The following is a 22171-nucleotide window of genomic DNA, read 5'->3' as shown; positions in this document are numbered from 1 at the left end:
TGTGAAGGTCAGTCCAGCTTCAGCCGGGCAGTGATTTCAGCAATTTCATTGCGCCATTGCCGTTGCAACGCCGGTTTTTGGTGCCTGGTTTTACGCGCCAAATCCTCCTGCAGTTTAGCCTCGAGTTCGAACAAGCAGGCCAGCAGCCGCTCTTCGTCATGGTGTAACCCCTCGCTGTCGCCGGAGGCGGTTTGCCTGGCCGCTTGTGGCTCGGCACCGGGCTTTTCCGCCAACCGGGCATAGACCGGTTCCAGATCCTGCCACTCTTCCAACTGTTGATGGTCAATCAGCCAGAAGCGGTTACAGCTGTTTTCTATCAACATCCGATCGTGAGTGACCAGCATCACCGCGCCTGCAAACTCGCGCAGGGTTTCCGCCAGCTCCTCTTTGCCTTCCATGTCCAGATGGTTGGTCGGTTCGTCGAGCAGCAACAGCGAATGGTTGGCCAGCGTCAGGCCGACAAACAGCAGGCGCGAACGCTCGCCGCCGCTCAGGGTGCCGATCCGCTGCTGATGGCGCAGGTAAGGGAAACCGGCGCCAATCAGCGCCATTTTGCGCTGCTCTTCGGTCAGCGGAGCGAAGTGCGTCAACGCCTCGCTCAGCGTATCGCCATCCTGCAACTGCTGAAGGCTCTGATCGTAATACCCGATACGCACCCTGGGGTGGAATACCACTTCACCGGAAACGGCGCTTTGGTATGCCCGCCACAGATGCCGCAACAGCGAGGATTTACCGCAGCCGTTACGGCCAACTAGGGCGATGCGATCGCCGCTTTTCACCCGCAGGTGCGCGAGGCGAAACAGCACCGGCGCATCGGCTGCCGGGCGTACATCCAACTGCGGCAGAGCCAACAGGCGATCGGCGTCCAGGGCTTCGCCCCGCAGCCGGAGCCGCCACTGGGTAGCGGCCGTCAGCTGGGTTTGATCTTCTTTCAGACGGTCGACCCGTTTTTCCATCTGTTTGGCCTTGCGGGCCAGATCCTCGTTGTCGTACACCCGTCCCCAGACCGCCAGCCGCTGGGCGCTTTTTTCCACCCGTTCGATCTCCTTTTGCTCCGCCTGGCGGCGATGCGCATCCGCCGCGTCCTTCTCCACCAGCGCCTGACGCGCCGCAGAGCAGGGCAAGCGGAAGAACTGCAAGGTTTTATCGCGCAGGATCCAGGTACAGTTGGTCACCTTATCCAGCAGGTAGCGGTCGTGGGAAACCAGCACGAAGCTGCCCGGCCAGCTTTGCAGGAACCGTTCGAGCCACAACAGCGTCGGCAGATCCAGATGGTTGCTGGGTTCATCCAGCAACAGCAGGTCCGGCCGGCGGATCAGCGCGCGCGCCAGCAGCAGGCGGGTATGCTGGCCGCCGCTCAGGGTGCCGGCGGTCAGTGTCCAGGAGGACGCGGCAAACCCCAGGCTGGTCAGCAGGACTTCACCCTGCCAACTTTCGCTGACGCGCAGGTTTTCCGGCAGGCGCGCCAGTACCGCCTCCAGCAGAGTGCAGCCGTGCAGTTCGGGGGGAAGATGTTGTTCCACTCGCGCCATCAGGCATTGGTGAGAGAGGGTAACGCTGCCGGTACTGGCGGGCAGAGCGCCACTGAGGATTTTAAGCAGGGTGCTTTTGCCGCAGCCGTTGTGGCCGATTAAACCGATGCGATCGCCTTTTTTCAGGCTGAAGGAAACCTCAGCCAGCAGTGGGCCGAACGCGTTGTCGTAACCGACGGATTGTGCAGATAATAATGTGCTCATTGCTTACTCAAGAGTTACAGGCATGCAAATGCCTATCGTCAAACATCGCTGACGACAACCCGGTAAGCCGGAGGGAAGGGACTCAATTTTTAGTAAGCTTCGCTCAAGCCTGGGTTATCGCAGCACGATACCGGTAATGCTTGAGCGGCGGCAATTACTATAGAAGTGTGAGTAAAAAAACAATTCACACATCGGCATAGTAATCCTCCTTTTATAATGTTGGTTAATAGGTGAGCTGAGTATAGGGCGATTCTTCGGGTTATACCACTGCCAAATAACTCAGCTTATCAGTGGGCTAACGACCAAAAGCAACGTTGCTTCAGGTCGAGCCGTTCGCGGCGATGCTGCAGCATAAATAATCGTGCTGAATGGGAATAATACTGATATTTAAGCTGAGATTAAGCAGCTATCATAATCTCAGTTTATGATTAGCCAAACGGGCCGGTAAATAGTCAATACCGGCCCGTTTGTTTCGTCTGTCTATCATGCCATTGCCGAGCACTGAATTTATGTTAAAACCCCGTCAGATCCTTCTTTTCCTGTTCCTGCTGTTTGGGTTGCAGTTGACGCCGTTGACCAGCGTCGCCGCAGAGGATGACCCTGTTGCCATCAGCGCGCCGGATGCCGCCGCCGCGCTGAAAAACTACCAAAAGCAGTTGGACAGTATCAAACAGCAGGTCTCCAAGGCCAGCACGGATACCCAGCTCAGTAAGCTGAGGCAGGCCACCGACGAGCTGGCCGCAGAACTGGAAAAACTGGCAACCGATCTGCAACCGGCGCAGGAAAAGCTGCAGGGACAGCTGGACGTCCTGGGCCCGCAACCCGCCCCCGGCGCGATGCCTGAAACCGCTGCCGTGGTACAACAGCGTAACGCGTTGAACAACAGCAAGAAGCAGCTGGATGATGCGGTAAAACGCGCGCAGGAGATGAGAACCGGCGTGCTCGATCTGGGGCAGCAAATTGGCGATATGCGTCGCGTGGCGTTCAAAACCCAGTTGGCGCTAAATACCGGCAGCGTGTTGGGGGCCAAGTTCTGGTCGCCGATCGCGGAACCTACGGCCGATGACGCACAGCGGCTGGATCAGTTCCATGTCGCCATGAAAGAGGCGTGGGATGCCAGTTGGCAGGAGGAGTGGCGCTACGGCACCCTTGGCCTGCTGCTATTGGCGGTCGTTATCTGGTCATGGGGGCGTTATTTATCCGAGCGTTTCCTGGCCTGGGTGAGCATTCGTTATCTGCCGGACGGGCGTTTGCGCCGCAGTTTTATGGCGATGGCGATCGTCAGCGTCACGGTCATCACCACCGGCATCGCGCTGAATCTGCTGTATCTCACCTTTACCCGCGTGCAGCCGCTGCCGGCCATGCTGGAGGATTTCGCCGAGGGGTTTAATCGGCTGGGGATCTTCTGCGCACTGATCGCAGGACTGGGTCGCGCCACGCTTTCGCTTAACCGCCCGTCATGGCGTTTGGCCTCGCTGGACGACGCCGTCGCCTCCGGCCTGCGTTTCTTCTCGCCGTTGCTGGCGGGGTTGGCGCTGGCGTTCGGCACCGTTGAACAGATCAATAACGTGGTGAGCGCCAGCCTGGCCGCGACCATTTTCGGCAATGGTCTGGTGGCCGGGTTGATCGGCATGGTGCTGCTGGCGATGCCGCTGCGCGCCCAACGCATCCGCCGCAAGCTGGAACAGCAGGGCGAACACGTCGAGAAACGCTCCACCATCAGCGGGTTGCTGCACATGGGCACGTTGGTGGGCTCGCTGGTCATCCTGCTCTCGCTGCTGATTGGCTATATCGCTTTCGCCCGTTTCCTGACCTATCAGGTGATCTGGATCGCTCTGGTGCTGATGGCGTTCTATTTCCTGCTGCTGTTTGCCGTCGATCTGTGCGGCGCGATTTTCTCGCCGCAAACCGCCAGCGGCAAAATGCTCAAGAAATCCTTTAACTTCAAGGACCGTCACCTGGAGCAGATGGCGATTATTCTTACCGCCGTCGCCAAATGTTCTTTGCTGTTACTGATGATTGTCGCGCTGTTTAACGGCACGTTCGGTACCACCACGCCTAACTCGCTGTTGGACAAGATTATCGCCATTCTGAGTGGCGAAGGGTTGAAGAGCCTGAACATCGTGCCCGGCAACCTGATCAACGCGGTGATATGCCTGGCCATCGGCATCTATATCATGCGGGTGACCCAGCGTTGGCTGAGCCACGAACTGCTGCCGAAAACCATTTCAGATATCGGTATCCGTGCATCCTTGGTCACGCTGTTCAGCAACGTGGGCTATGTGTTGCTGATCCTGATCACCCTGGCGGCGCTGGGGATCCAGTGGAATAATCTGGCGTGGATTGTCAGTGCGTTGTCGGTCGGTATCGGTTTTGGCTTGCAGGAGATCGTGAAGAACTTTATTTCCGGCATGATCCTGCTGACGGAACGGCCGGTGAAAGTCGGCGATATGATCGGCATCGGCGGCGTAGAGGGTGACGTGCGCCGGATTAACATCCGCGCCACCGAAATCCAACTCAGCGACCGTTCGACGATGATCGTGCCCAACTCGCAGCTGATCTCGCAGAACGTACGTAATGCCACCATGGGCAACGCCCAGGGCGTGGTGACCATTGCGTTGACCTTCCCGACGGATATCGATCCTGAGCAGGTGCGCAATATTCTGCTGAGCGCCTATCAGGATTATGACGCCATTCAGGAAACGCCGGCGCCTTATGTCCGTTTCAGCCAGCTCGGCCCTGAAGGCATCATCCTCAGCGTCACCGGCTACGTTGCCAGCCCGCGCATGGTCGGCGCCACCAAGAGCGAGCTGTTGTTTAACATCCTCAAACTGCTGCGCGCGCAGCGGGTCAATATGTCCAGCCCGCAGGAAGTGGTGTTTATGAAACAGCAGGCGAAGAATCTGGCCAACGAAGAAGAGCAGTCTTCTTAACCTTTGCCGGTGGGGGGCGGGCCGGCGCGTTTCTCGGTGGCCCGCCAGTTCGCCGATTAGTGCATCGCCGGCACTACCGATTGCGAACAGTCGCTGTTGGCACTGGCGGATGAGTTGTTGCAGGTCTGCGGATCATTATGTACCGGCGGTGGCGGCACGTCCTGTGGGCCGCCTCTGCCAATACAACCGGAAAGGACAAAAATCAGCAGCGCAGGGATTATCGCTTTCATTTCACTCTCCTGAAGTCAATGTCACTGCCGTGCATTACCGCGGATACCCTTTTTGATCGTCGTGTCGGGCTTCAGACCTTGGCGCCGGTCATTATGTAGAGCAGCATGCAAACGATCAGTAATGATATAACGATAGCCCAGATTAATCGGTTCATCTGCGGTCCCTGGTTATTCTGTGAACTCAGGGCCTACCATAGCGCTGCCGGTGGCGCAGGGATATCAATGATTGCCGTTTTTTTGTCCGCCATAGATTCACTCTATATCCTCCCGGCCGAAATCAATTTCACTTTGCCCGGCGACCGGCCCTATGCTGCAGCGGCATGTGGCAAACTCTCTCAGGAGGCAAAATGGAAAAGCATGAGCTGGCGGCATCGGTGTTGGCGGCATTCGGCGGGGCGGACAATCTGATCAAACTGCGATACTGCGCCAGCCGCATCAGGGCGGAACTGCGCGATGGCAGCCGCTTGGATCGGCCGGGGATGGAGGCTCTGGATGGGGTCAAGGCGTTGCTGGAGGTAGAAACGTCGCGCCACACCCCCGAGTTTCAATTGGTGGTGGGGCCAGGCAACGCCCGGCCGTTGTATCAGGCGTTGATCGCAGTGACCGGCGAGAAATAACTACAGCAACAGAGGGCGGATCTGCTCCAGATGCTGATGCATTAACGCCTGCATCTGCACCACGTGGGGCGCATCCGCTTTTTCGCGCATCAGGTAAATGCCCACCGTGCAGCGCAGGCTTTCCTGCGTCGTTTTCAGCGGCACAATGCCGTAGTCGGCGAAATAACCCGCCATGCAGGTGGGATAAGCCAGCATCACCGCGTCAGAATCGTTGATCATGTCCACCGCCGACATCATCGAGTTAGTCGAGCAAATCACCCGTTCCGCCAGATGCAGCCGGTTACGCGCCAATTTCTTCGGCTGCATGTCTTCCACCATATGTTGATAGCGGCTTTCGTCCGGCGTCAGTTCCACGCAGGGGTAATCCAATAATTCGTCCGGCCCAACCTGCCGGCCTGCCAGCGGATGCCCGCTGCGGACGAACATGCTGTCGGTGGTGCTGAACAGCGGCAAAAAACTGATGCCGGCCTTGGGGTTCAACCCCTGAATTTCATGGCCGATAAACATATCGATATCTCCGCCCAGCAGCAGATCCATCAGGCGCAGGTGGTTACCCAGATCGATATGAATATTCACCGTAGGGTGCAGGTTGCGGTAGGCATTAAAGCTGTCGCGCACGAACATATACCACCAGGCGTGACCGGTGCCCATGCGCAGGCTCTGTTCCTGGCGCGCCTTGATGAACGCCAGCTTGATCAGCGTGTTGTCATAAATGCGCTGCATCATCTGCGCCTGTTCCAGCAGCAGATCGCCGTATTCGGTGGTGTTGACCCCGGTGGAGGTGCGCTCCAGCAGTTGCACCCCCAGATTCTCTTCCAGTTTCTTCATGTTGTGGGTCAGCGTCGGCTGGCTCAGGCAAAGCTTGTTTGCTGCATGACTCACATTTTTGAACATCGCTACTTCGATAAACTGCCGCAGAATTTTGTCCACGATCATGTTTTCCGCTAGTGGTATAGAAAGTTTCTATATCTTAGCGGCGAAAAACGATTTCCGCCAATAGCCCGCCTTCGATAGTTTGCTTCTATGCCGGTATTCCCAGCCGCCACCAGAGAGGACGCAATGAGAAGATTGATACCGAGTATGGTCGCCACCGCGCTGGCGCTGATGTCCGGCCAGGCGCTGGCCGATACCTTGCGGATGGAATGCGCGCCCAGCAAAGAGGGCCGTCAGTTCTGCAATGAGATTAAGCAGCGCTTCGAGGCTCAGACCGGCCATACCCTGGAGTTTATCGATCTTCCCCGCGCCTCCGACGAAAAGCTGTCGCTGTTTCAGCAGCTGTTTGCCGCCAAAGATTCCAGCGCCATTGATTTGTTTCAGGCCGATACCGTGTGGATCGGCGTGCTGAACAAACACCTGTTGGATCTGACCGACAGCGTGAGCGATATCCGGCAGGATTTTTTCCCCGCCGCCTGGCAGAACAACGTAGTCAATGGGCGGGTAAAGGCGGTACCGGCTTATCTGGACACCGGTGCGCTCTATTACCGCAAAGATCTGTTGGCAAAGTACGGCGAACAGCCGCCGGTCACCTGGGATGAACTGACGCGCATCGCTACCCGCATTCAGCAGGGTGAACGGCAGGCGGGCCATAAGAACTTCTGGGGCCTGGTGTTCCAGGGTAAATCCTACGAAGGGCTGACCTGCAACGCGCTGGAATGGGTAGCCTCGCAGAACGGCGGCGGCTTTATCGACGCCAACGGCAACATCACCATCAATAACCCGCAGGCGGCGCAGGCGTTGAACAGGGCTGCCGGCTGGATCGGCACTATCTCGCCGAAGGGCGTGCTGGGTTATATGGAGGAGGAGTCCCGCGCGCTCTTCCAGAACGGCGACGCGTTGTTTATGCGCAACTGGCCCTACGCCTATGTGCTGGCGCAGGACAGCAGCAGTGCAATCAAAGGCAAGGTCGGCGTGTTGCCGCTGCCAAAGGGCGCGGACGGCAAATCGGTCAGCGCGCTGGGCGGTTGGCAGTGGGCGATCAGCGCCTACACCAAAAACCCCACGGCGGCGATAGCGCTGCTGAAAATCGTCAGCGACGCCGAATCGCAGAAAAAAGCGCTGGCGCTGATGGGGTGGGCGCCATCGCGTACCGCGCTGTATGACGATCCCAAGGTGTTGGCGCAGGCGCCATATCTGGCGGATTTCAAGGGTATTTTCTCGCAGGCGATGCCGCGCCCGGCGACGCAGACCAAAAGGCAGTATGCGCAGGTCTCGAAAGCCATCTACAACGCCACTTTCAATGTGTTGCGCGGTGACAGTGACGGTGTCACGGCGGTGGCGGATTTACAGCAACGGCTGGAGCGGATTAAAGCCAGAGGATGGCGTTGAAGGCAGTGCAATTCCCCCCATTAACGGCCCGGAGTCTGATGCATGAAACGCGATACACACAGGTTAACCCTGACGGCCACGCCCGTCCCGGCGGCAGTGCAGCCGGCCAGGCGCAGCAAGCTTAATCATCGGCAGCGCCGCAGCCGTATCGCCTGGCTGTTGGTGGCGCCGGCAATGTTGCTGCTGGCGGCGGTTGCCGGCTGGCCGCTGCTGCGCACCCTGTTTTACAGCTTTACCGACGCCATGCTGGATGCGCCGGATGAATACCGCTTTGTCGGCTTCGCCAACTATCTGGACCTGACCGGGGGCGGCCACTCGTACGGCGTACTGGCGGATCCGCAGTGGTGGCAGGCGGTGGGCAATACGCTGCGTTTCAGCCTGCTGTCGGTATCGCTGGAACTGGTGTTCGGCATGTTGCTGGCGCTGCTGATGAACCAGAAATTTCGCGGGCAGGGGCTGGTGCGCACCGCCATTTTGGTGCCCTGGGCGATCCCGACCATTGTCTCCGCCAAGATGTGGGGCTGGATGTTCCACGATCAGTACGGCGTGGTGAACGATCTGCTGCTCAGATCGGGGATTATCGCCGCGCCGCTGGCCTGGGTCGCGGAGCCGGGGCTGTCGATGTGGGCGGTGGTGATTGCGGATGTCTGGAAAACCACGCCGTTTATGGCGCTGATGCTGCTGGCCGCGTTGCAGCTTATCCCGGGCGATCTGTACGAAGCCGCACGGGTGGACGGGGCTAACGCCTGGCAACGGTTCCGGCGCATCACGTTACCGCTGATTATGCCGGCGATGATCGTCGCGCTGATTTTCCGGGTGATGGATGCGCTGAGAGTATTCGACCTGATCTATGTGTTGACCTCCAACAGTGAAGCCACCATCTCGGTGTCCGGTTATGCCCGCGACCGCATGGTCAGCTATCAGGAAATGGGCTCCGGCTCGGCCGCTTCGGTGCTGGTGTTCATGATGGTGGCGGGTATCGCCGCCTGCTTCCTCACGCTGGGTCGCTTGAATGACAAGGAGAAACGCGCATGAAACTGACTCGCCAACAGCACAAATACGGCCACAAGGCGCTGATTTTCGCCGGTGCCGCGCTGGCCAGCGTCATCTGTTTGTTTCCCTTTTACTACGCGCTGATCACCTCGCTGCGTTCGGGGAGCAGCCTGTTTCAGGTCGCTTACCTGCCGGGTGCGCCGCACTGGGGCAATTACCTGACGGCGTTGATGGATAACGGCATCGCCCGCAGTTTGTTTAACTCGATCGTCGTGGCAACGCTAACGGTGGGTATCTGCCTGCTGGTGTCGATTACCGCCGCTTTCGCTCTGGCGCGCATCAGTTTTCGCGGCCGCAAATATCTGCTGTTCACCATTTTGTGCGTCTCGATGTTCCCCCAGGTGGCGGTGCTGTCCGGCATGTTCGAACTGGTGCGTTTTATGGGGTTGTACGATTCGCTGGGCGCATTGGTACTGTCCTACACCACCTTTTCTCTGCCGTTTACCGTCTGGGTGCTGACCACCTTTATGAAGGCGATCCCGGCGGAACTGGAAGAGGCGGCGATCGTCGACGGCGCCAACACCTGGACCATCATTACCCGCATCTTCGCGCCCATCATGGGGCCGTCGTTGGTGACCACCGGGCTGCTGGCGTTTATCGGCGCCTGGAATGAATTCATGTTCGCCCTGACGTTTGTCATCTCCAGCGGCAAGCGTACCGTGCCGGTGGCGATCGGCATGCTGCAGGGCGCCTCTCAGTTCGAACTTCCCTGGGGCACCATTATGGCGGCCTCGGTCATCGTCACACTGCCGATCATCGTGCTGGTTCTGATTTTCCAGCGTCGCATCGTCAGCGGATTAACCAACGGCGCAGTAAAAGGCTGATTTTCGATTAACCCTGAAGCAGGAGAAATGCAATGGCTACAAAAATCGTTTTAGTGGGTGCAGGCAGCGCGCAATTCGGCTACGGCACCCTGGGCGACATCTTCCAGAGCAAGACGCTGTACGGCAGTGAAATAGTGTTGCATGACATCAACCCGGCCTCGCTGGCCGTGACCGAGAAAACCGCCCGTGACTTCCTGGCGGCGGAAGATCTGCCGTTTACCGTCAGCGCCACCACCGATCGCAAAACCGCGTTGAGCGGAGCGGAGTTCGTGATTATCTCCATTGAAGTGGGCGACCGTTTTGCACTGTGGGATCTCGACTGGCAGATCCCGCAGCAGTACGGCATTCAGCAGGTGTATGGTGAAAACGGTGGCCCCGGCGGGCTGTTCCACTCGCTGCGCATCATTCCGCCGATCCTCGACATCTGCGCCGACGTGGCGGACATTTGCCCGAACGCCTGGGTGTTCAACTACTCGAACCCGATGAGCCGCATTTGCACCACCGTGCATCGCCGTTTCCCGCAGCTCAATTTTGTCGGCATGTGCCATGAAATCGCCTCACTTGAGCGCTATCTGCCGGAAATGCTCGGCACCTCCTTCGACAACCTCAATCTGCGCGCTGCCGGGCTGAACCACTTCAGCGTGTTGCTGGAGGCCAGCTATAAAGACAGCGGCAAAGACGCTTACGCCGACGTACGCGCCAAGGCACCGGACTATTTCTCCCGCCTGCCGGGCTACAGCGACATTCTGGCGTACACCCGCAATCACGGCAAACTGGTGGAGACAGAAGGCAGCACCGAACGCGATGCGCTGGGCGGCAAAGACAGCGCCTACCCGTGGGCGGACCGCACGCTGTTCAAAGAAATTCTGGAGAAGTTTCACCATTTGCCGATCACCGGCGATAGCCACTTTGGCGAGTACATCCGCTGGGCCAGCGAAGTCAGTGATCATCGCGGCATTCTCGATTTCTACACCTTCTACCGCAACTATCTGGGGCATGTGCAGCCAAAAATCGAACTGAAGCTGAAAGAACGCGTGGTGCCGATCATGGAAGGGATCCTCACCGATTCCGGTTATGAAGAATCCGCGGTCAACATTCCGAACCAGGGGTTTATCAAGCAGTTGCCGGCGTTTATTGCCGTTGAAGTCCCGGCCATTATCGACCGCAAGGGCGTGCACGGCATCAAGGTCGACATGCCTGCGGGCATCGGTGGCCTGTTGAGCAACCAGATTGCGATTCACGATCTGACCGCCGACGCAGTGATTGAAGGTTCGCGCGACCTGGTTATCCAGGCGCTGCTGGTGGACTCGGTCAACGATAAATGCCGTGCGATCCCGGAACTGGTGGACGTGATGATTTCACGCCAGGGGCCGTGGCTCGATTACCTGAAATAAGCCGGATGGCGGGGCGCGTTTGCGCCCCCTTGAATGCAACTACCTGGGGTTCGGGAGGAATATGGCGCAATTAACGCTGGAAAAACTGCAAAAACGCTATGGCGCTAACGCAGAGGTTATCAAGTCGCTGGATCTGCGGATCAACAGCGGGGAATTCGTGGTGATCGTCGGGCCTTCCGGCTGCGGAAAATCGACGTTGCTGCGCATGATCGCCGGGCTGGAGGAGATCAGCAGCGGCGGCATGTATATCGATGGCAACTACGTCAATGACGATACGCCGGCCGAGCGCGGTATCGGCATGGTGTTCCAGTCCTACGCGCTCTATCCGCACATGAGCGTATACAAAAACATGGCGTTTGCGCTGGAACTTGCCGGCCATTCGGCGGAGGAGATCGACCGCCGGGTGCGCGAAAGCGCCCGCATTTTGCAACTTGAGCCCTTGCTGGAGCGGCGCCCGAAGGATTTGTCCGGCGGGCAACGCCAGCGGGTGGCGATTGGCCGCGCCATAGTGCGCGAACCTAAGCTGTTTTTGTTCGATGAACCCTTGTCCAACCTCGATGCCTCGCTGCGCGTACAAATGCGTATGGAGGTGGCTTCACTGCATAAACGGCTGGGTTCGACCATTATTTACGTGACTCACGATCAGGTCGAAGCCATGACGCTGGCCGACCGCATCGTGGTGCTCAACAAAGGGCATGTCGAACAAGTGGGGACGCCGCTGGAGCTTTACGATCAGCCGGCCAACGAATTTGTCGCCCAGTTTATCGGCTCGCCGAAGATGAACCTGATCCCGGCCATTTTGCGGCGCGCCGGCGAACGGCAGAGCGTGGTGGAACTGGACAACGGCAAGGCACTGGTGTTGCCGATCGCCACGCCGGTGGCGGCGGAAGGCCAGAGCGTCAACGTCGGCATTCGTCCAGAGCATATTCGCGGCGGCGAACAGGCGCAGTGTGAGTTTCAGGGCGAGGTGATGTTCGTCGAGCATATGGGCAACGAAACCTACCTCTATCTGGATAACGGCAACGCGGCGGAGCCCTGGGTGCTGCGCAATCCCGAACGCTCGACCATTCAGGCCGGAGAAACCGTGGGCGTGCGCCTGCCGGTAGAGTGTTGTTATCTGTTTGACCGCCAGGGCCGCGCGTTCCCGCGCATTTTGGCCTCGGAACAGGCGCATTGACATAAGGAAGCATGACATGAGCGGTGCGCAAACGGCACGGTGGTGGAAAGAGGCGGTGGTTTATCAAATCTACCCGCGCAGCTTTATGGATTCCAACGGCGACGGCATTGGCGATCTGAACGGCATTACCGCGCGGCTGGACTATTTGCAGTGGTTGGGCGTTGACGCCCTCTGGATCTGCCCGATGTACCGTTCGCCGAACGACGACAATGGCTACGATATCAGCGATTATCAGGCGATCATGACCGAGTTTGGCACCATGGCGGACTTTGATCGCCTATTGGCGGAGGCCCATGCGCGCGGCATGCGGCTGATACTTGATCTGGTAGTGAACCATACGTCGGACGAACATCCGTGGTTTATTGAATCCTGTTCATCAAAATCCAGCTCCAGGCGAGATTGGTATATCTGGCGCGACGGCAAAAACGGCGCGGAGCCCAATAACTGGGAGAGCATTTTCAACGGCTCGGCCTGGAAGTACCATCCCGGCAGCGAACAATACTTTCTGCATCTGTTCTCCGAGCGCCAGCCGGATCTGAACTGGGAGAACCCGCAGGTGCGCGCGGCGCTGTATGACATGATGCGTTGGTGGCTGGACAAGGGCATCGACGGTTTCCGTATCGACGCCATTTGCCATATGAAAAAACAGCCGGGGCTGACCGACATGCCGAACCCGCAAGGGTTGCGTTACGTGCCGTCGTTCGAGCGGCATCTCAACTACGATGGGCTGCTGGATTACGTCGATGAGATGTGCGAACAGGTGTTTAACCGCTACGACATCATGACGGTGGGGGAAATGAACGGCGCTTCGGCGGAACAGGGGGAGGACTGGGTGGGAGAACGGCATGGCCGCTTGAACATGATTTTCCAGTTCGAACACGTCAAGCTGTGGGAAACCGCCAACCAGCAGGCGCCGGATGCCGGGCTGGATCTGCTCGGCCTGAAGAGCATTTTCACCCGCTGGCAGACGCTCTTGGAGGGCAAGGGCTGGAACGCGCTGTACGTAGAGAACCACGATATTCCGCGCGTGGTGTCGAAATGGGGGGACGACGGGCGCTACCAACGCGAAAGCGCCACCGCCATTGCCGCACTGTATTTTCTGATGCAGGGAACGCCGTTTATTTATCAGGGGCAGGAACTGGGCATGACCAATACCCATTTTGCCGGCCTGGATGACTTTAACGACGTCGCCACCAAAAATCGTGCCGCCGACCTGCGCCGGCAGGGAATGGATGAAGAGCGGATCCTGGCGACGCTGCGCCGCAGTTCGCGTGATAACTCACGCACGCCAATGCCGTGGAACGACGGGCCTAACGGCGGCTTTAGCGCCGCAACGCCGTGGTTTGCGCTTAACGCCAACTACCGCGATATCAACGTGGCACGCCAGAGTGGGGAGCCGGACTCGGTGTTGAATTTCTACCGTGCGTTGATCCGGTTACGCAAGCAGACCCCGGCGCTGCTGTATGGCCGTTACCGTTTATTGCTGGCCGAACATCGGCATATTTACGCCTATACCCGCACGTTGGATGAGCGGCAACTGCTGGTGCTGTGCAACCTGAGCGGCGAACCGCAACATGTTGATCCCCAATCTTTGGCGCTGGACAGTTGGCAACTGCGGTTGGGCAATTATCCACACGGCGGAGAGCCACAGACGCTGCGCCCTTATGAAGCACGGATTTATCAGGCATAAGGGCTGATTCAACCCGCTTTGCGGCCGGGGCCTTTGTGTGAACGCAGGGCCGTACCGGCCGCATTTTCATCCCACGGAACAATCCCGCTTTTTAACTAACCATAACCGGTATTGTTATTTCGCTTTGGCATAGCCTGTTGCTAGCTTTTGTTCGTTCCATCAGGGGATGAATAACAGGGTAATAACAGAAATGACAAAAAAACTTATTAAAATCACAGCGCTGGCACTGTCAGTTTTCGCTGCTCACGGCGCCCAGGCGGCGCTTTCATTGCAGGGGAAAACCATTGGCGTGGCGGTGGTCGGCACGCAGCACTTTTGGGATCGCGAAGCGTTCAAAGGCGCCAGCGACGAAGTGGAACATCTGGGTGGCAAAGTGGTGGCGGTCGATGGCGGCCGCGATAACCAGGTACATGCCGACAATCACGATATCCTGCTGGCGCGCAAGGTGGATGCGGTGATCAGCATTTTGGGCGACAGCGCCGTCGAGCCTAAATTCAAAGCGTTGCGCGCCGCCGGGATCCCGGTATTCACCGTCGACCATGTATCACCGTATTCCATCAACAACACCACCTCGGACAACTACAGCATCGGCAGCACCATTGGCCGCTATACCGCCGAGGCGCTGGGCGGCAAAGGCAATGTGGCGGTGTTCAACGCCTTCTCCAACTCACTGCGTATCTGCGGCATTCGCTACGATCTGTGGAAATACGTGTTGAAAGATTACCCGGACATCAAAATCATTCAACCGGAGCTGGCCGAGCAATACGCCAATTCGCCGGAAGATGCGCGCAAGAAAACCCTCGAACTGTTAAGTCAGCATCCGAAAGGCACGCTGGACGCAATTCACGTCGCCTGCTGGGACCAGCCGGCGATCGGTATCGTGCAGGCGCTGGAAGAGAGCGGCCGCGCCGGCGACGTTAAGGTCACGGCGATCGACGCCGGGCCGGAAACCCTGGAAATCATGGCGGAAAAGGGCAGCCCGCTGGTTGCCAACGTGGCGCAACAGCCGCGGTTAATCGGCACCACTTCAGCGGATAACGTGGCGCGTTATTTCGCCGGCGAGAAGTTGCAACCGCAAACCTTTGTGCCGGTATTGCCGGTGAAAGGGCCGGAAGAGGCAAAAGCGGTGTACAAACAGCTCGGCTACGGCGAGCTGAAATAACGCCATGGGCCAGCAGGAAACGCAGGCCGCTCCCGCCGTGGGCGGCCTGGAAATGATTGGCATCGAGAAACGTTTTCCCGGTACCCAGGCGCTAAGCGGTGCCTCCCTGCGGGTGCTGCCGGGCGAAGTCCACGGTCTGATTGGCGAAAATGGGGCCGGCAAATCCACCCTGATCAAGATCCTAGCCGGAGTTTATGCGCAAGACGGCGGGGAGATCCGCATCGGCGGCCGGCGGCTGGTTTCCGTCACCCCGGCGGCGATACGGGCGGCCGGGGTGCGATTTATCCATCAGGAACTGCATTTGATCCCGCACTTCACCGTGGCGGAGTCCGTGTATGTCGGCCAGGAGCGACGTAGCCGTTGGCTGGGGTTGGACAAGCGCGGCATGCGCCATGACGCAGAACGGTTTTTGACAGAGGTGCTGGACACCCGCCTGGACGGTAACCGACTGATCCGCGATCTCAGCATTGCCGAGTGCAAGCTGGTGCAGATAGCCCGGGCGTTAATCGACGGGCAGGCGCAACTTGTGGTGTTTGACGAGCCTACTGCGCCGCTGGAAGCCAGAGAGTCGCAATTGTTGTTTAACGCGATTGCCCGGCTGAAACAGCGCGGCATCGCCATTATTTACGTCTCTCATTATCTCGCGGAAATCGCCCAGATTTGTGACCGTGTCACGGTGTTTCGCAATGGCCGCGACGTTGGCACCTTGCAACAACTGGGCGATGGGGATATCGCGCGCATGATCCCGATGATGGTCGGCCGCGAAATCACCCACCTGTTTGCCCCGCGCCCGGCTCAGCGGGCGGTGGTTGAGCCCTGGCTTAGCGCAGAAAGTCTGTCGGACGGTGCACAGCTGCGCGATGTCAGCTTGCAACTGGCGCCGGGGGAGATCGTCGGCATCGCCGGGCTGCTGGGTTCCGGCCGCGAAGCGTTGATCGACGCTCTGTATGGATTACGCCCGCTTCAGCAGGGGCAACTGCGCATAGCCGGCAAGCCGGTGCGCATCGCTTCCCCGGCGCAGGCCACTGCCGCGGGGATGGCGTTGGTGCCTCGCGATCGGCGGCATACCGGTCTGGTGTTGCCCATGCCGGTGGTGGACAACATCAACCTGGCGTCGCTTGGCACATTGGCGCGCGCGGGGTGGGAACTGCGCAAAAAGGCTCGGCTGCATGCCAAAGCGCTGGCGGAACAGTTGGATATCCGCCCGCGCAATCTGCAATTGCCGGTGCGTTTGTTAAGTGGCGGCAATCAGCAAAAGGCGATTCTGGCGCGCTGGCTGGCGACTAACCCGCAACTGTTGATCCTCGACGAACCTACCCTGGGCGTAGACATCGGCGCCAAGGCCGAGATTTACCAACTGGTTGCCGCCCAGGCGGCTGAAGGGCGCTGCGTGCTGGTGTCGTCCAGCGACGGCAGCGAGCTGATTGGGCTGTGCGATCGCATTCTGGTGATGTTGCGCGGCGAGATTGTCGCGAATGTCCGTACCGCCGGGCTGACGCAGGACGCGCTGCTGGCGTTGACCAGCGGCGGTTCAACGGCGTCCCCTTTAGTACAGGAGCCGGTTCTATGAGCCAATTGACCGAAGGCAATGTGGCGGCACGCTCCTCCTGGCGTCGTTTTTTGCCGCCCGGAGAGCGGATCGCCAATAAAATTCCGCTGTTGCTGTTTGCCGCGCTGTTGCTGTTTTTCTGTTTGCAGGCGCCGTACTTCACCAGTTGGCAGAATCTGAGCACTATCCTCAAACAAAGCGTGCCGCTGGCGATACTGTGTTTTGGCCTGACCTGCGTGATCAGCGGCGGCGGCGATGACGTGGTTTCCGGTGGCATCGATATTTCCCTGCCGGCGATCGCCGTGTTGGGGGCGGCCATCATCAGTAACGGCCTGACTCACGACGGTGACGGTTATCTGTGGCTGGCGGCGCTGGCGTTTGGCGCGGCGCTGCTGGCGGGGGGCGTCAACGCTTTGCTGGTGGTGGCCGTCGGGTTGCCGCCGTTGCTGGCAACGCTGGCCAGTTCGGTGGCGGTGGTGGGTATCGCCAACCTGATCACCCAACAGCGGCGCATCAGCGTCAGTGACGCGGCCATTGTCGCGCTGCGTGACGACACCTGGCTGGGGTTGCCGCTGATGGTTTGGTTAATGCTCGCTGCGCTGGCGTTGTTTGGCTGGGCATTGCATCACACCCGTTGGGGCATGCAGTTGCAGGCGGCGGGCGGCAATCGCGAGGCGGCGGAGATCTCCGGTTTGCGCGTCAAACCGCTGGTGATTGGCTCTTACCTGCTGGCGGCGGCCGCGGCCGGGTTGGCGGCCTTTGCCCTGGTGGCTCGCGGCTCAGGCAGCTCACCCGGCAGTGAAGAACCGCTGCTGCTGGAAATGGTACTGGCGACCTTTATCGGCGCGGCCTTCTCGCGCCGGCGAGTCGTGACCGTCTGGGGGGCGCTGCTGGGCGCCTTGCTGGTCAATGCGTTGTCGAACGGGCTGGCGCTGTTGCGGGTAGACATCTTTTGGGTCGGGGCGATCAAAGGCGGGCTGATCCTGCTGGTATTGGCCGCCGCGGCCAGGCAAAACCGGGGGGGAAACCCATGACGGCGTTGAGCAAACTTTTGATTCGCTACGGCTTTATGCTGATTGTTATCGCCTTTTTCCTGTTCTTCTCCTGGGGCAATAGCGTGTTTTACAGCCTGGACAACCTCAGCAATCTGTTACAGGGTAACGCAATATTGCTGATTGTCGCGCTGGCCATGACGCTGGTAGTGACCGCCGGTGGCGTTGACCTGTCGGTGGGCGTCGCGCTGGATTTTGGCGCGGCTTTTGCGCTGATCGCCCTGAAGCAATATCAGCTCAGTTGGCAAATGGCGGTAGTCGCCGCGCTGGCGGGCGGCGCCCTGATCGGTGCACTCAATGCGTTGCTTATCGTTTACTGTCGGGTTAAGCCCTTTTTGGCGACGCTGGGCACCTTTTTCATCGGCAGCAGCATCGAACGCATTTATACCGATGGCGGGGGGTCGATAGCCTACCGCCGCATGGCGCAGCAGTATCACGATCTGGCAGTGGGCAACCTCGGTGGCGTGCCGTTACCGATAGTTATCGCGGCCGTACTGCTGCTGGGCTATTTTCTGTTTTTCGAGCGCACCATCTTCGGCAAGCGGATTCATGCCATCGGCCTGAACCCGCAGGCGGCCCGTGCGGTGGGGATCCGCAATGGTCGTTACCTGTGCTGGCTGTTGATCGTCTCAGGCATGACCTGCGCGCTGGGCGGCGTGATCCTTTCGGCCAACCTGCGCCAGTTTACCCCACTGGCCGGGCAGGCCTATTTGTTGGACGCCATCGCGGCGGTGTTTATCGGCACCGCGTTTCATCCGCAGGGGCGACCCAACGTGCTGGGTACGCTGGTTGGCGTGCTGTTCCTGGGCATGGTGGCGAACGGCCTGAACCTGATGGGGCTGAATTTTATGGTGAAAGACGCGCTGACCGGCGTGATCCTGGTGGTGGCGCTGGCGCTGTCCTTTATCCAGAGCCGGTTAAAACAAACGCAACAGGTGGAGGCCGGCAGTGAGTCAATATGATGCGGTATTTGTCGGTTTAACCTTGCTCGATATCGCGGGGCGGCCGGTCAGCGCTATCCCGGCAGGCGGCGGCGTGCAGTTTATCGAGCAGATTCGGCTGAACCCGGCGGGCACCGCCAGCGGCGCGGTGATGAATGCCGCCAAGCTGGGGATACGCACCGCCACCTCGGCCTGTCTCGGCGAGGATGAAAAGGCGGAGTTTATCCTCAATGCCTACCGTCGGCTGGGCATCGATTGCTCGCTGATCCAGCGCACGGCGCAGGCGGAAACGTCCGCCACCATTTTGCCGATCAGGCCCAACGGCGAGCGCCCGGCGCTGCATTACCGTGGGGCCTCGGATTTTCTGTTCGTTGACGATGCCGACTTTGATGCGCTGTGCGATACCCGTTTCTTGCATCATGGCGGTACCGGGCTGCTGGCGGCGATGGACGAGGGCCAAAGCGCCAAATTGTTGCGCCATGCCAAAAGACTCGGCGTTACCACCAGTTTCGACCTGATTGCGCCTGGCCCGCATACCCTGGCGTTGTTGCTGCCGCTGTTGCCCAGCGTCGACTACTTTATGCCGTCGCTGGAGGAGGCCGCTTACCTGTCCGGCCGGCAAACGCCGCAGGAGATCGGCGCGTTCTTCCTCGACCATGGGGTGGGGAGCTGTATTTTCAAAGCCGGTGAGCAGGGATCCTTTATCGTCACCCGCGATGCCTGCGTGCGCATTCCGGCCTATCAGGTTGAGGTCGTGGACACCACCGGCTGTGGCGACAGCTACTGCGGTGGGTTTATCGCCGGGCTAAGCCGTGGGCTGGCGGTGCCGGAAGCTTGCCTGCTGGCGACGGCGGTGGCGGGGTTGGTTGCAGGCGGGTTGGGATCGGACGCCGGGGTGATCGACTGGGAACACACCCGGCGGTTTATGCAGCAGACGCCGCGCAGCGCTTAGCGCCAGGCGTACAGCAACGGCTCGCCTTTGAGATAGCGTTGGATGTCCTGGACGATCATTTCGGTATGTTTGACCAGCGTCTCCCGCGTGGCACCGGCGATGTGCGGCGTAATCACCACGTTGTCGAATTCGGTGATAAACGGATGCCGACGGTAAATAGGTTCGCTGGCGTACACGTCCAGCGCCGCGCCGGCCAACCGTTTCTCCCGCAGGGCGGTAATCAGATCCTCTTCAATCACCACCGCCGCGCGCGAGGTATTGATAAACAGCGCGTGGGGTTTCATGCGGTTAAACAATTCACGGCCAATCAACCCGTCGGTTTGCGGCGTCGCTTTCAGGTGCAGGCTGATAAAATCGGCGTCGCTGAACAGCTGTTCCAGCGTGGTTTTCTCAATACCCGGCTCGTTAATTTCTACCCCGGAAACGTAAGGGTCCGCCACCAACAGCCGCATGCCGAAAGCCCGGGCAATACGGCCGACGCGTTGGCCAATACTGCCGTAACCGACGATGCCCAGCGTTTTGTTGCGCAGTTCGCTGCCTTTAAACACTTCATAGGGGCTGGATTTATCCACGTCCCACACCACATCGCTGCGCAGACCCTCTTTGGCCGCTGCCGCTTGCGGTTGCTCGCGGGTGAACTCACCGCGCTTGAGCGCTGCGTGGGCCTGGGGAATATGGCGGGCCAGGTTCAGCATCAACGCCAGCGTCAGCTCCGCTGCGGCGTCCGAATTGCGGCCTGGGGTGTAGATCACCGGAATATTGCGCCGTGCGGCGGCCTGCAGGTCAATATTGACCGGATTGGCACGGGTACAGGCAATCAGTTTCAACTGCGGGCAAGCGTCGATCACCCGGGCGGTAATATCGTCGTAGCTGGTGATGATAAAGCTGGCGTCATGGGCCAGATCAATCAGCGCGTCTTCGGTCAGCTTACTTTCGCCGGCCGCCCAACCGCGGATGACCAGCTCGCCCAGTTGGCGGAAATCTTCAAGCGAACCGGCGTATTCGGCGGTAAAGAGGGTTTTCATGGTGCGGGGGTTCCTGTGTTAAGGGCATTGAGTATTTGCTCCCGGCTTTGCCACAGCGGTTCAAGCTGAAGGCGTAACTGGCGGAACAGTGGATAGAGCGCCTGATAGATCCGTTGGTTGGCGGGATCGGGGACAAATAGCCGGCGGTTTTCGGCCTGAACAAGCGTTTCATGTGACACCGTCACGCCAATGCTTTGCGCCGCCAAAATCGCCACGCCTCGGGCGCTCAGCTCTTTCACCCGACTGGTGATCACCCGCCGGCCAGTGCAGTCGGCGATGATCTGCAACCAGACGGCCGAAGCGGCCCCGCCGCCGGCAAGGTAAAGATCGCCCTGCGGCGGGTAATCGTGCAGCGAGTCTTTAATGGCGAACGCCAGCCCTTCAAACACCGCCCGCAGCAGATGCAGATTACCGGTATGCTGACCGATGCCGAAAAAACCTGCGCGGGCCGCCTGGCTGTAGAAAGGTGCGCGTTCACCGTTCAAATAGGGCTGATAGAGCACGCCGCCGCTGCCGGCGGGAATGGCGGCGATCTGCTCGCCAATACGCTCGAGATCGCCATCGCCACCCAGCTCACGTACTGCCCAGTCCAGGTTCGGCGTGCCCGCCTGCATGGCGAACAGGTTGATATAACGTCCTTGCTGCGCATGGGCGACAAAGCGCGTCTTCGGGCTGACCTGCGCCAGGCTGTCGCAGACAATGCCGGTGCAGCAGGTGGTGCCCAACAGAGTGTAAACGTCGTCGTGATGCACGGCGCCAATGCCCAGCGCTGCCGCCGACACATCCAGCGCACCGGCGCACACCGGAATGCCCGCCGCCAGCCCGGTGACGGCCGCCGCTTGCACCGTGATTTCTCCTGCGCGTTGGCCGGGGCGCAACAGCGGCGGGAACAGCGGGCGAAGGGCCTGCAGACCCAGCTCCGTCAAGACCTCGTCGGAAAGCGTTTCGCTGTGAAGATCGAGCAGTGAGGTGCCGGTATCCGTCAGCTCAAGATTGGCCGCACCGGTCAGGCGGTAGCGGATCCAGTCTTTGGCGAAGAAGAAATAGCGTGCATTACTTAGCGCGTCGGGTTGATTTTCCGCCAACCATGTCAGGATCAGCGAACTGTTGCACGGCAGCAGGCGGGTACCGGTTGCCCGAAACAGCCTTTCTTCCCGTTCCGGCTGTTGCTTGAGACGCGCCACTAAAGGCGCGCTGCGGGTGTCGCTCCATAAAATGGCCTTGCGAACCGGTCGCCCTGCGGCATCGACCAGCCAGGCACCTTCGCCCTGGCCCGAGAGGCCAATGGCGCGGATGCGCCCTTGCTGCAACAACGGCGAGTCGGCCAGCACGCGCAATGTCGCGACCACATTGCGCCACAGCTGTTCCATATCCTGCTCGGCATAGCCGGGGAACGGTACTTCGGTCAGGTTGTCGGCGCTGGCAACCTGACATTGATTAAACTGCTCGTCGAATAAAACCGATTTGATCTTCGAAGTGCCTATGTCGATGCCGAGATAATAATCCATGAG

18 protein-coding genes are annotated in these 22171 nt (G+C 59.4%); 13 read left to right on the top strand and 5 right to left on the bottom strand.

Annotated elements, in window-relative coordinates:
- Positions 1-8: 8 nt before the first annotated feature.
- The gene (locus tag ACUTQW_RS05965) at positions 9-1736 is read right to left on the bottom strand and encodes an ABC-F family ATP-binding cassette domain-containing protein (protein WP_064798847.1); all 1728 of its coding nucleotides are present in this window, start codon (positions 1734-1736) and stop codon (positions 9-11) included.
- Positions 1737-2245: 509 nt separating this feature from the next.
- On the opposite strand from ACUTQW_RS05965, the gene ACUTQW_RS05960 reads away from it, so the two are divergent.
- Positions 2246-4669, top strand: coding sequence for a DUF3772 domain-containing protein (locus tag ACUTQW_RS05960; RefSeq protein WP_006325538.1), 2424 nt, complete (start codon positions 2246-2248; stop codon positions 4667-4669).
- A 56-nt stretch (positions 4670-4725) separates the two neighbouring features.
- On the opposite strand, the gene ACUTQW_RS05955 is transcribed toward ACUTQW_RS05960, so the two are convergent.
- Positions 4726-4899: a hypothetical protein gene (locus tag ACUTQW_RS05955; RefSeq protein WP_013813029.1), complete on the bottom strand. Its 174-nt coding sequence runs from the start codon at positions 4897-4899 to the stop codon at positions 4726-4728.
- Between the two features lie 347 nt (positions 4900-5246).
- Here ACUTQW_RS05955 and ACUTQW_RS05950 point away from each other — a divergent pair, with 347 nt between their 5' ends.
- On the top strand, positions 5247-5516 hold the full coding sequence (locus tag ACUTQW_RS05950; protein ID WP_004944838.1) for a PTS transporter subunit EIIB: 270 nt from the start codon (positions 5247-5249) through the stop codon (positions 5514-5516).
- Here ACUTQW_RS05950 and ACUTQW_RS05945 read toward each other — a convergent pair whose 3' ends face one another.
- Complete coding sequence (locus ACUTQW_RS05945; protein WP_006325535.1) at positions 5517-6452, bottom strand: LysR family transcriptional regulator; 936 nt, start codon at positions 6450-6452, stop codon at positions 5517-5519.
- A gap of 123 nt (positions 6453-6575) precedes the next feature.
- On the opposite strand from ACUTQW_RS05945, the gene ACUTQW_RS05940 reads away from it, so the two are divergent.
- The 11 genes from ACUTQW_RS05940 to ACUTQW_RS05890 all read left to right on the top strand — a co-directional run bounded on the left by ACUTQW_RS05940 (position 6576) and on the right by ACUTQW_RS05890 (position 19635).
- On the top strand, positions 6576-7841 hold the full coding sequence (locus ACUTQW_RS05940; RefSeq protein WP_020439105.1) for an ABC transporter substrate-binding protein: 1266 nt from the start codon (positions 6576-6578) through the stop codon (positions 7839-7841).
- A 42-nt stretch (positions 7842-7883) separates the two neighbouring features.
- A complete protein-coding gene (locus tag ACUTQW_RS05935) occupies positions 7884-8876 on the top strand; it encodes a carbohydrate ABC transporter permease (RefSeq protein ID WP_004944829.1) in 993 nt (330 codons plus the stop codon).
- Positions 8873-9718, top strand: coding sequence for a carbohydrate ABC transporter permease (locus ACUTQW_RS05930; RefSeq protein WP_037432967.1), 846 nt, complete (start codon positions 8873-8875; stop codon positions 9716-9718). The genes ACUTQW_RS05935 and ACUTQW_RS05930 overlap by 4 nt, the downstream gene beginning before the upstream one ends.
- A 32-nt stretch (positions 9719-9750) precedes the next feature.
- Entirely contained in the window at positions 9751-11112 is a 1362-nt protein-coding gene (locus ACUTQW_RS05925; protein ID WP_006325529.1) for a family 4 glycosyl hydrolase, read from the top strand.
- Between the two features lie 61 nt (positions 11113-11173).
- Positions 11174-12289: an ABC transporter ATP-binding protein gene (locus tag ACUTQW_RS05920; protein WP_006325528.1), complete on the top strand. Its 1116-nt coding sequence runs from the start codon at positions 11174-11176 to the stop codon at positions 12287-12289.
- A gap of 16 nt (positions 12290-12305) precedes the next feature.
- On the top strand, positions 12306-13979 hold the full coding sequence (locus ACUTQW_RS05915) for a glycoside hydrolase family 13 protein (RefSeq protein WP_037432962.1): 1674 nt from the start codon (positions 12306-12308) through the stop codon (positions 13977-13979).
- Between the two features lie 190 nt (positions 13980-14169).
- The gene (locus ACUTQW_RS05910; RefSeq protein ID WP_006325526.1) at positions 14170-15141 is read left to right on the top strand and encodes a sugar ABC transporter substrate-binding protein; all 972 of its coding nucleotides are present in this window, start codon (positions 14170-14172) and stop codon (positions 15139-15141) included.
- Between the two features lie 4 nt (positions 15142-15145).
- Positions 15146-16711, top strand: coding sequence for a sugar ABC transporter ATP-binding protein (locus ACUTQW_RS05905; RefSeq protein WP_445654819.1), 1566 nt, complete (start codon positions 15146-15148; stop codon positions 16709-16711).
- Entirely contained in the window at positions 16708-17724 is a 1017-nt protein-coding gene (locus tag ACUTQW_RS05900; protein ID WP_020439100.1) for an ABC transporter permease, read from the top strand. The genes ACUTQW_RS05905 and ACUTQW_RS05900 overlap by 4 nt, the downstream gene beginning before the upstream one ends.
- The gene (locus tag ACUTQW_RS05895; RefSeq protein ID WP_006325523.1) at positions 17721-18704 is read left to right on the top strand and encodes an ABC transporter permease; all 984 of its coding nucleotides are present in this window, start codon (positions 17721-17723) and stop codon (positions 18702-18704) included. Before ACUTQW_RS05900 ends, ACUTQW_RS05895 begins: the two co-directional genes overlap by 4 nt.
- Complete coding sequence (locus ACUTQW_RS05890; RefSeq protein ID WP_006325522.1) at positions 18691-19635, top strand: carbohydrate kinase family protein; 945 nt, start codon at positions 18691-18693, stop codon at positions 19633-19635. The genes ACUTQW_RS05895 and ACUTQW_RS05890 overlap by 14 nt, the downstream gene beginning before the upstream one ends.
- On the opposite strand, the gene ACUTQW_RS05885 is transcribed toward ACUTQW_RS05890, so the two are convergent.
- Both ACUTQW_RS05885 and ACUTQW_RS05880 read right to left on the bottom strand, forming a co-directional pair.
- Complete coding sequence (locus ACUTQW_RS05885; protein ID WP_006325521.1) at positions 19632-20660, bottom strand: 2-hydroxyacid dehydrogenase; 1029 nt, start codon at positions 20658-20660, stop codon at positions 19632-19634. The two genes, ACUTQW_RS05890 and ACUTQW_RS05885, sit on opposite strands and share 4 nt — an antisense overlap.
- On the bottom strand, positions 20657-22168 hold the full coding sequence (locus tag ACUTQW_RS05880; RefSeq protein WP_064799927.1) for an FGGY-family carbohydrate kinase: 1512 nt from the start codon (positions 22166-22168) through the stop codon (positions 20657-20659). Before ACUTQW_RS05880 ends, ACUTQW_RS05885 begins: the two co-directional genes overlap by 4 nt.
- Positions 22169-22171 lie beyond the last annotated feature (3 nt).

This window comes from Serratia sp. TSA_7 (genome assembly GCF_052692135.1).
The sequence above is the reverse complement of the archived record's forward strand: the minus strand, read 5'-3'. Positions and strand labels throughout refer to the sequence as shown.

Coding starts and splice junctions, on each gene's coding strand:
- ACUTQW_RS05905 (WP_445654819.1), top strand. CDS start 15,146: ATGGGCCAGCAGGAAACGCAGGCCGCTCCCGCCGTGGGCGGCCTGGAA.
- ACUTQW_RS05895 (WP_006325523.1), top strand. CDS start 17,721: ATGACGGCGTTGAGCAAACTTTTGATTCGCTACGGCTTTATGCTGATT.
- ACUTQW_RS05935 (WP_004944829.1), top strand. CDS start 7,884: ATGAAACGCGATACACACAGGTTAACCCTGACGGCCACGCCCGTCCCG.
- ACUTQW_RS05915 (WP_037432962.1), top strand. CDS start 12,306: ATGAGCGGTGCGCAAACGGCACGGTGGTGGAAAGAGGCGGTGGTTTAT.
- ACUTQW_RS05910 (WP_006325526.1), top strand. CDS start 14,170: ATGACAAAAAAACTTATTAAAATCACAGCGCTGGCACTGTCAGTTTTC.
- ACUTQW_RS05945 (WP_006325535.1), bottom strand. CDS start 6,452: ATGATCGTGGACAAAATTCTGCGGCAGTTTATCGAAGTAGCGATGTTC.
- ACUTQW_RS05955 (WP_013813029.1), bottom strand. CDS start 4,899: ATGAAAGCGATAATCCCTGCGCTGCTGATTTTTGTCCTTTCCGGTTGT.
- ACUTQW_RS05925 (WP_006325529.1), top strand. CDS start 9,751: ATGGCTACAAAAATCGTTTTAGTGGGTGCAGGCAGCGCGCAATTCGGC.
- ACUTQW_RS05930 (WP_037432967.1), top strand. CDS start 8,873: ATGAAACTGACTCGCCAACAGCACAAATACGGCCACAAGGCGCTGATT.
- ACUTQW_RS05965 (WP_064798847.1), bottom strand. CDS start 1,736: ATGAGCACATTATTATCTGCACAATCCGTCGGTTACGACAACGCGTTC.
- ACUTQW_RS05900 (WP_020439100.1), top strand. CDS start 16,708: ATGAGCCAATTGACCGAAGGCAATGTGGCGGCACGCTCCTCCTGGCGT.
- ACUTQW_RS05940 (WP_020439105.1), top strand. CDS start 6,576: ATGAGAAGATTGATACCGAGTATGGTCGCCACCGCGCTGGCGCTGATG.
- ACUTQW_RS05885 (WP_006325521.1), bottom strand. CDS start 20,660: ATGAAAACCCTCTTTACCGCCGAATACGCCGGTTCGCTTGAAGATTTC.
- ACUTQW_RS05920 (WP_006325528.1), top strand. CDS start 11,174: ATGGCGCAATTAACGCTGGAAAAACTGCAAAAACGCTATGGCGCTAAC.
- ACUTQW_RS05880 (WP_064799927.1), bottom strand. CDS start 22,168: ATGGATTATTATCTCGGCATCGACATAGGCACTTCGAAGATCAAATCG.
- ACUTQW_RS05950 (WP_004944838.1), top strand. CDS start 5,247: ATGGAAAAGCATGAGCTGGCGGCATCGGTGTTGGCGGCATTCGGCGGG.
- ACUTQW_RS05960 (WP_006325538.1), top strand. CDS start 2,246: ATGTTAAAACCCCGTCAGATCCTTCTTTTCCTGTTCCTGCTGTTTGGG.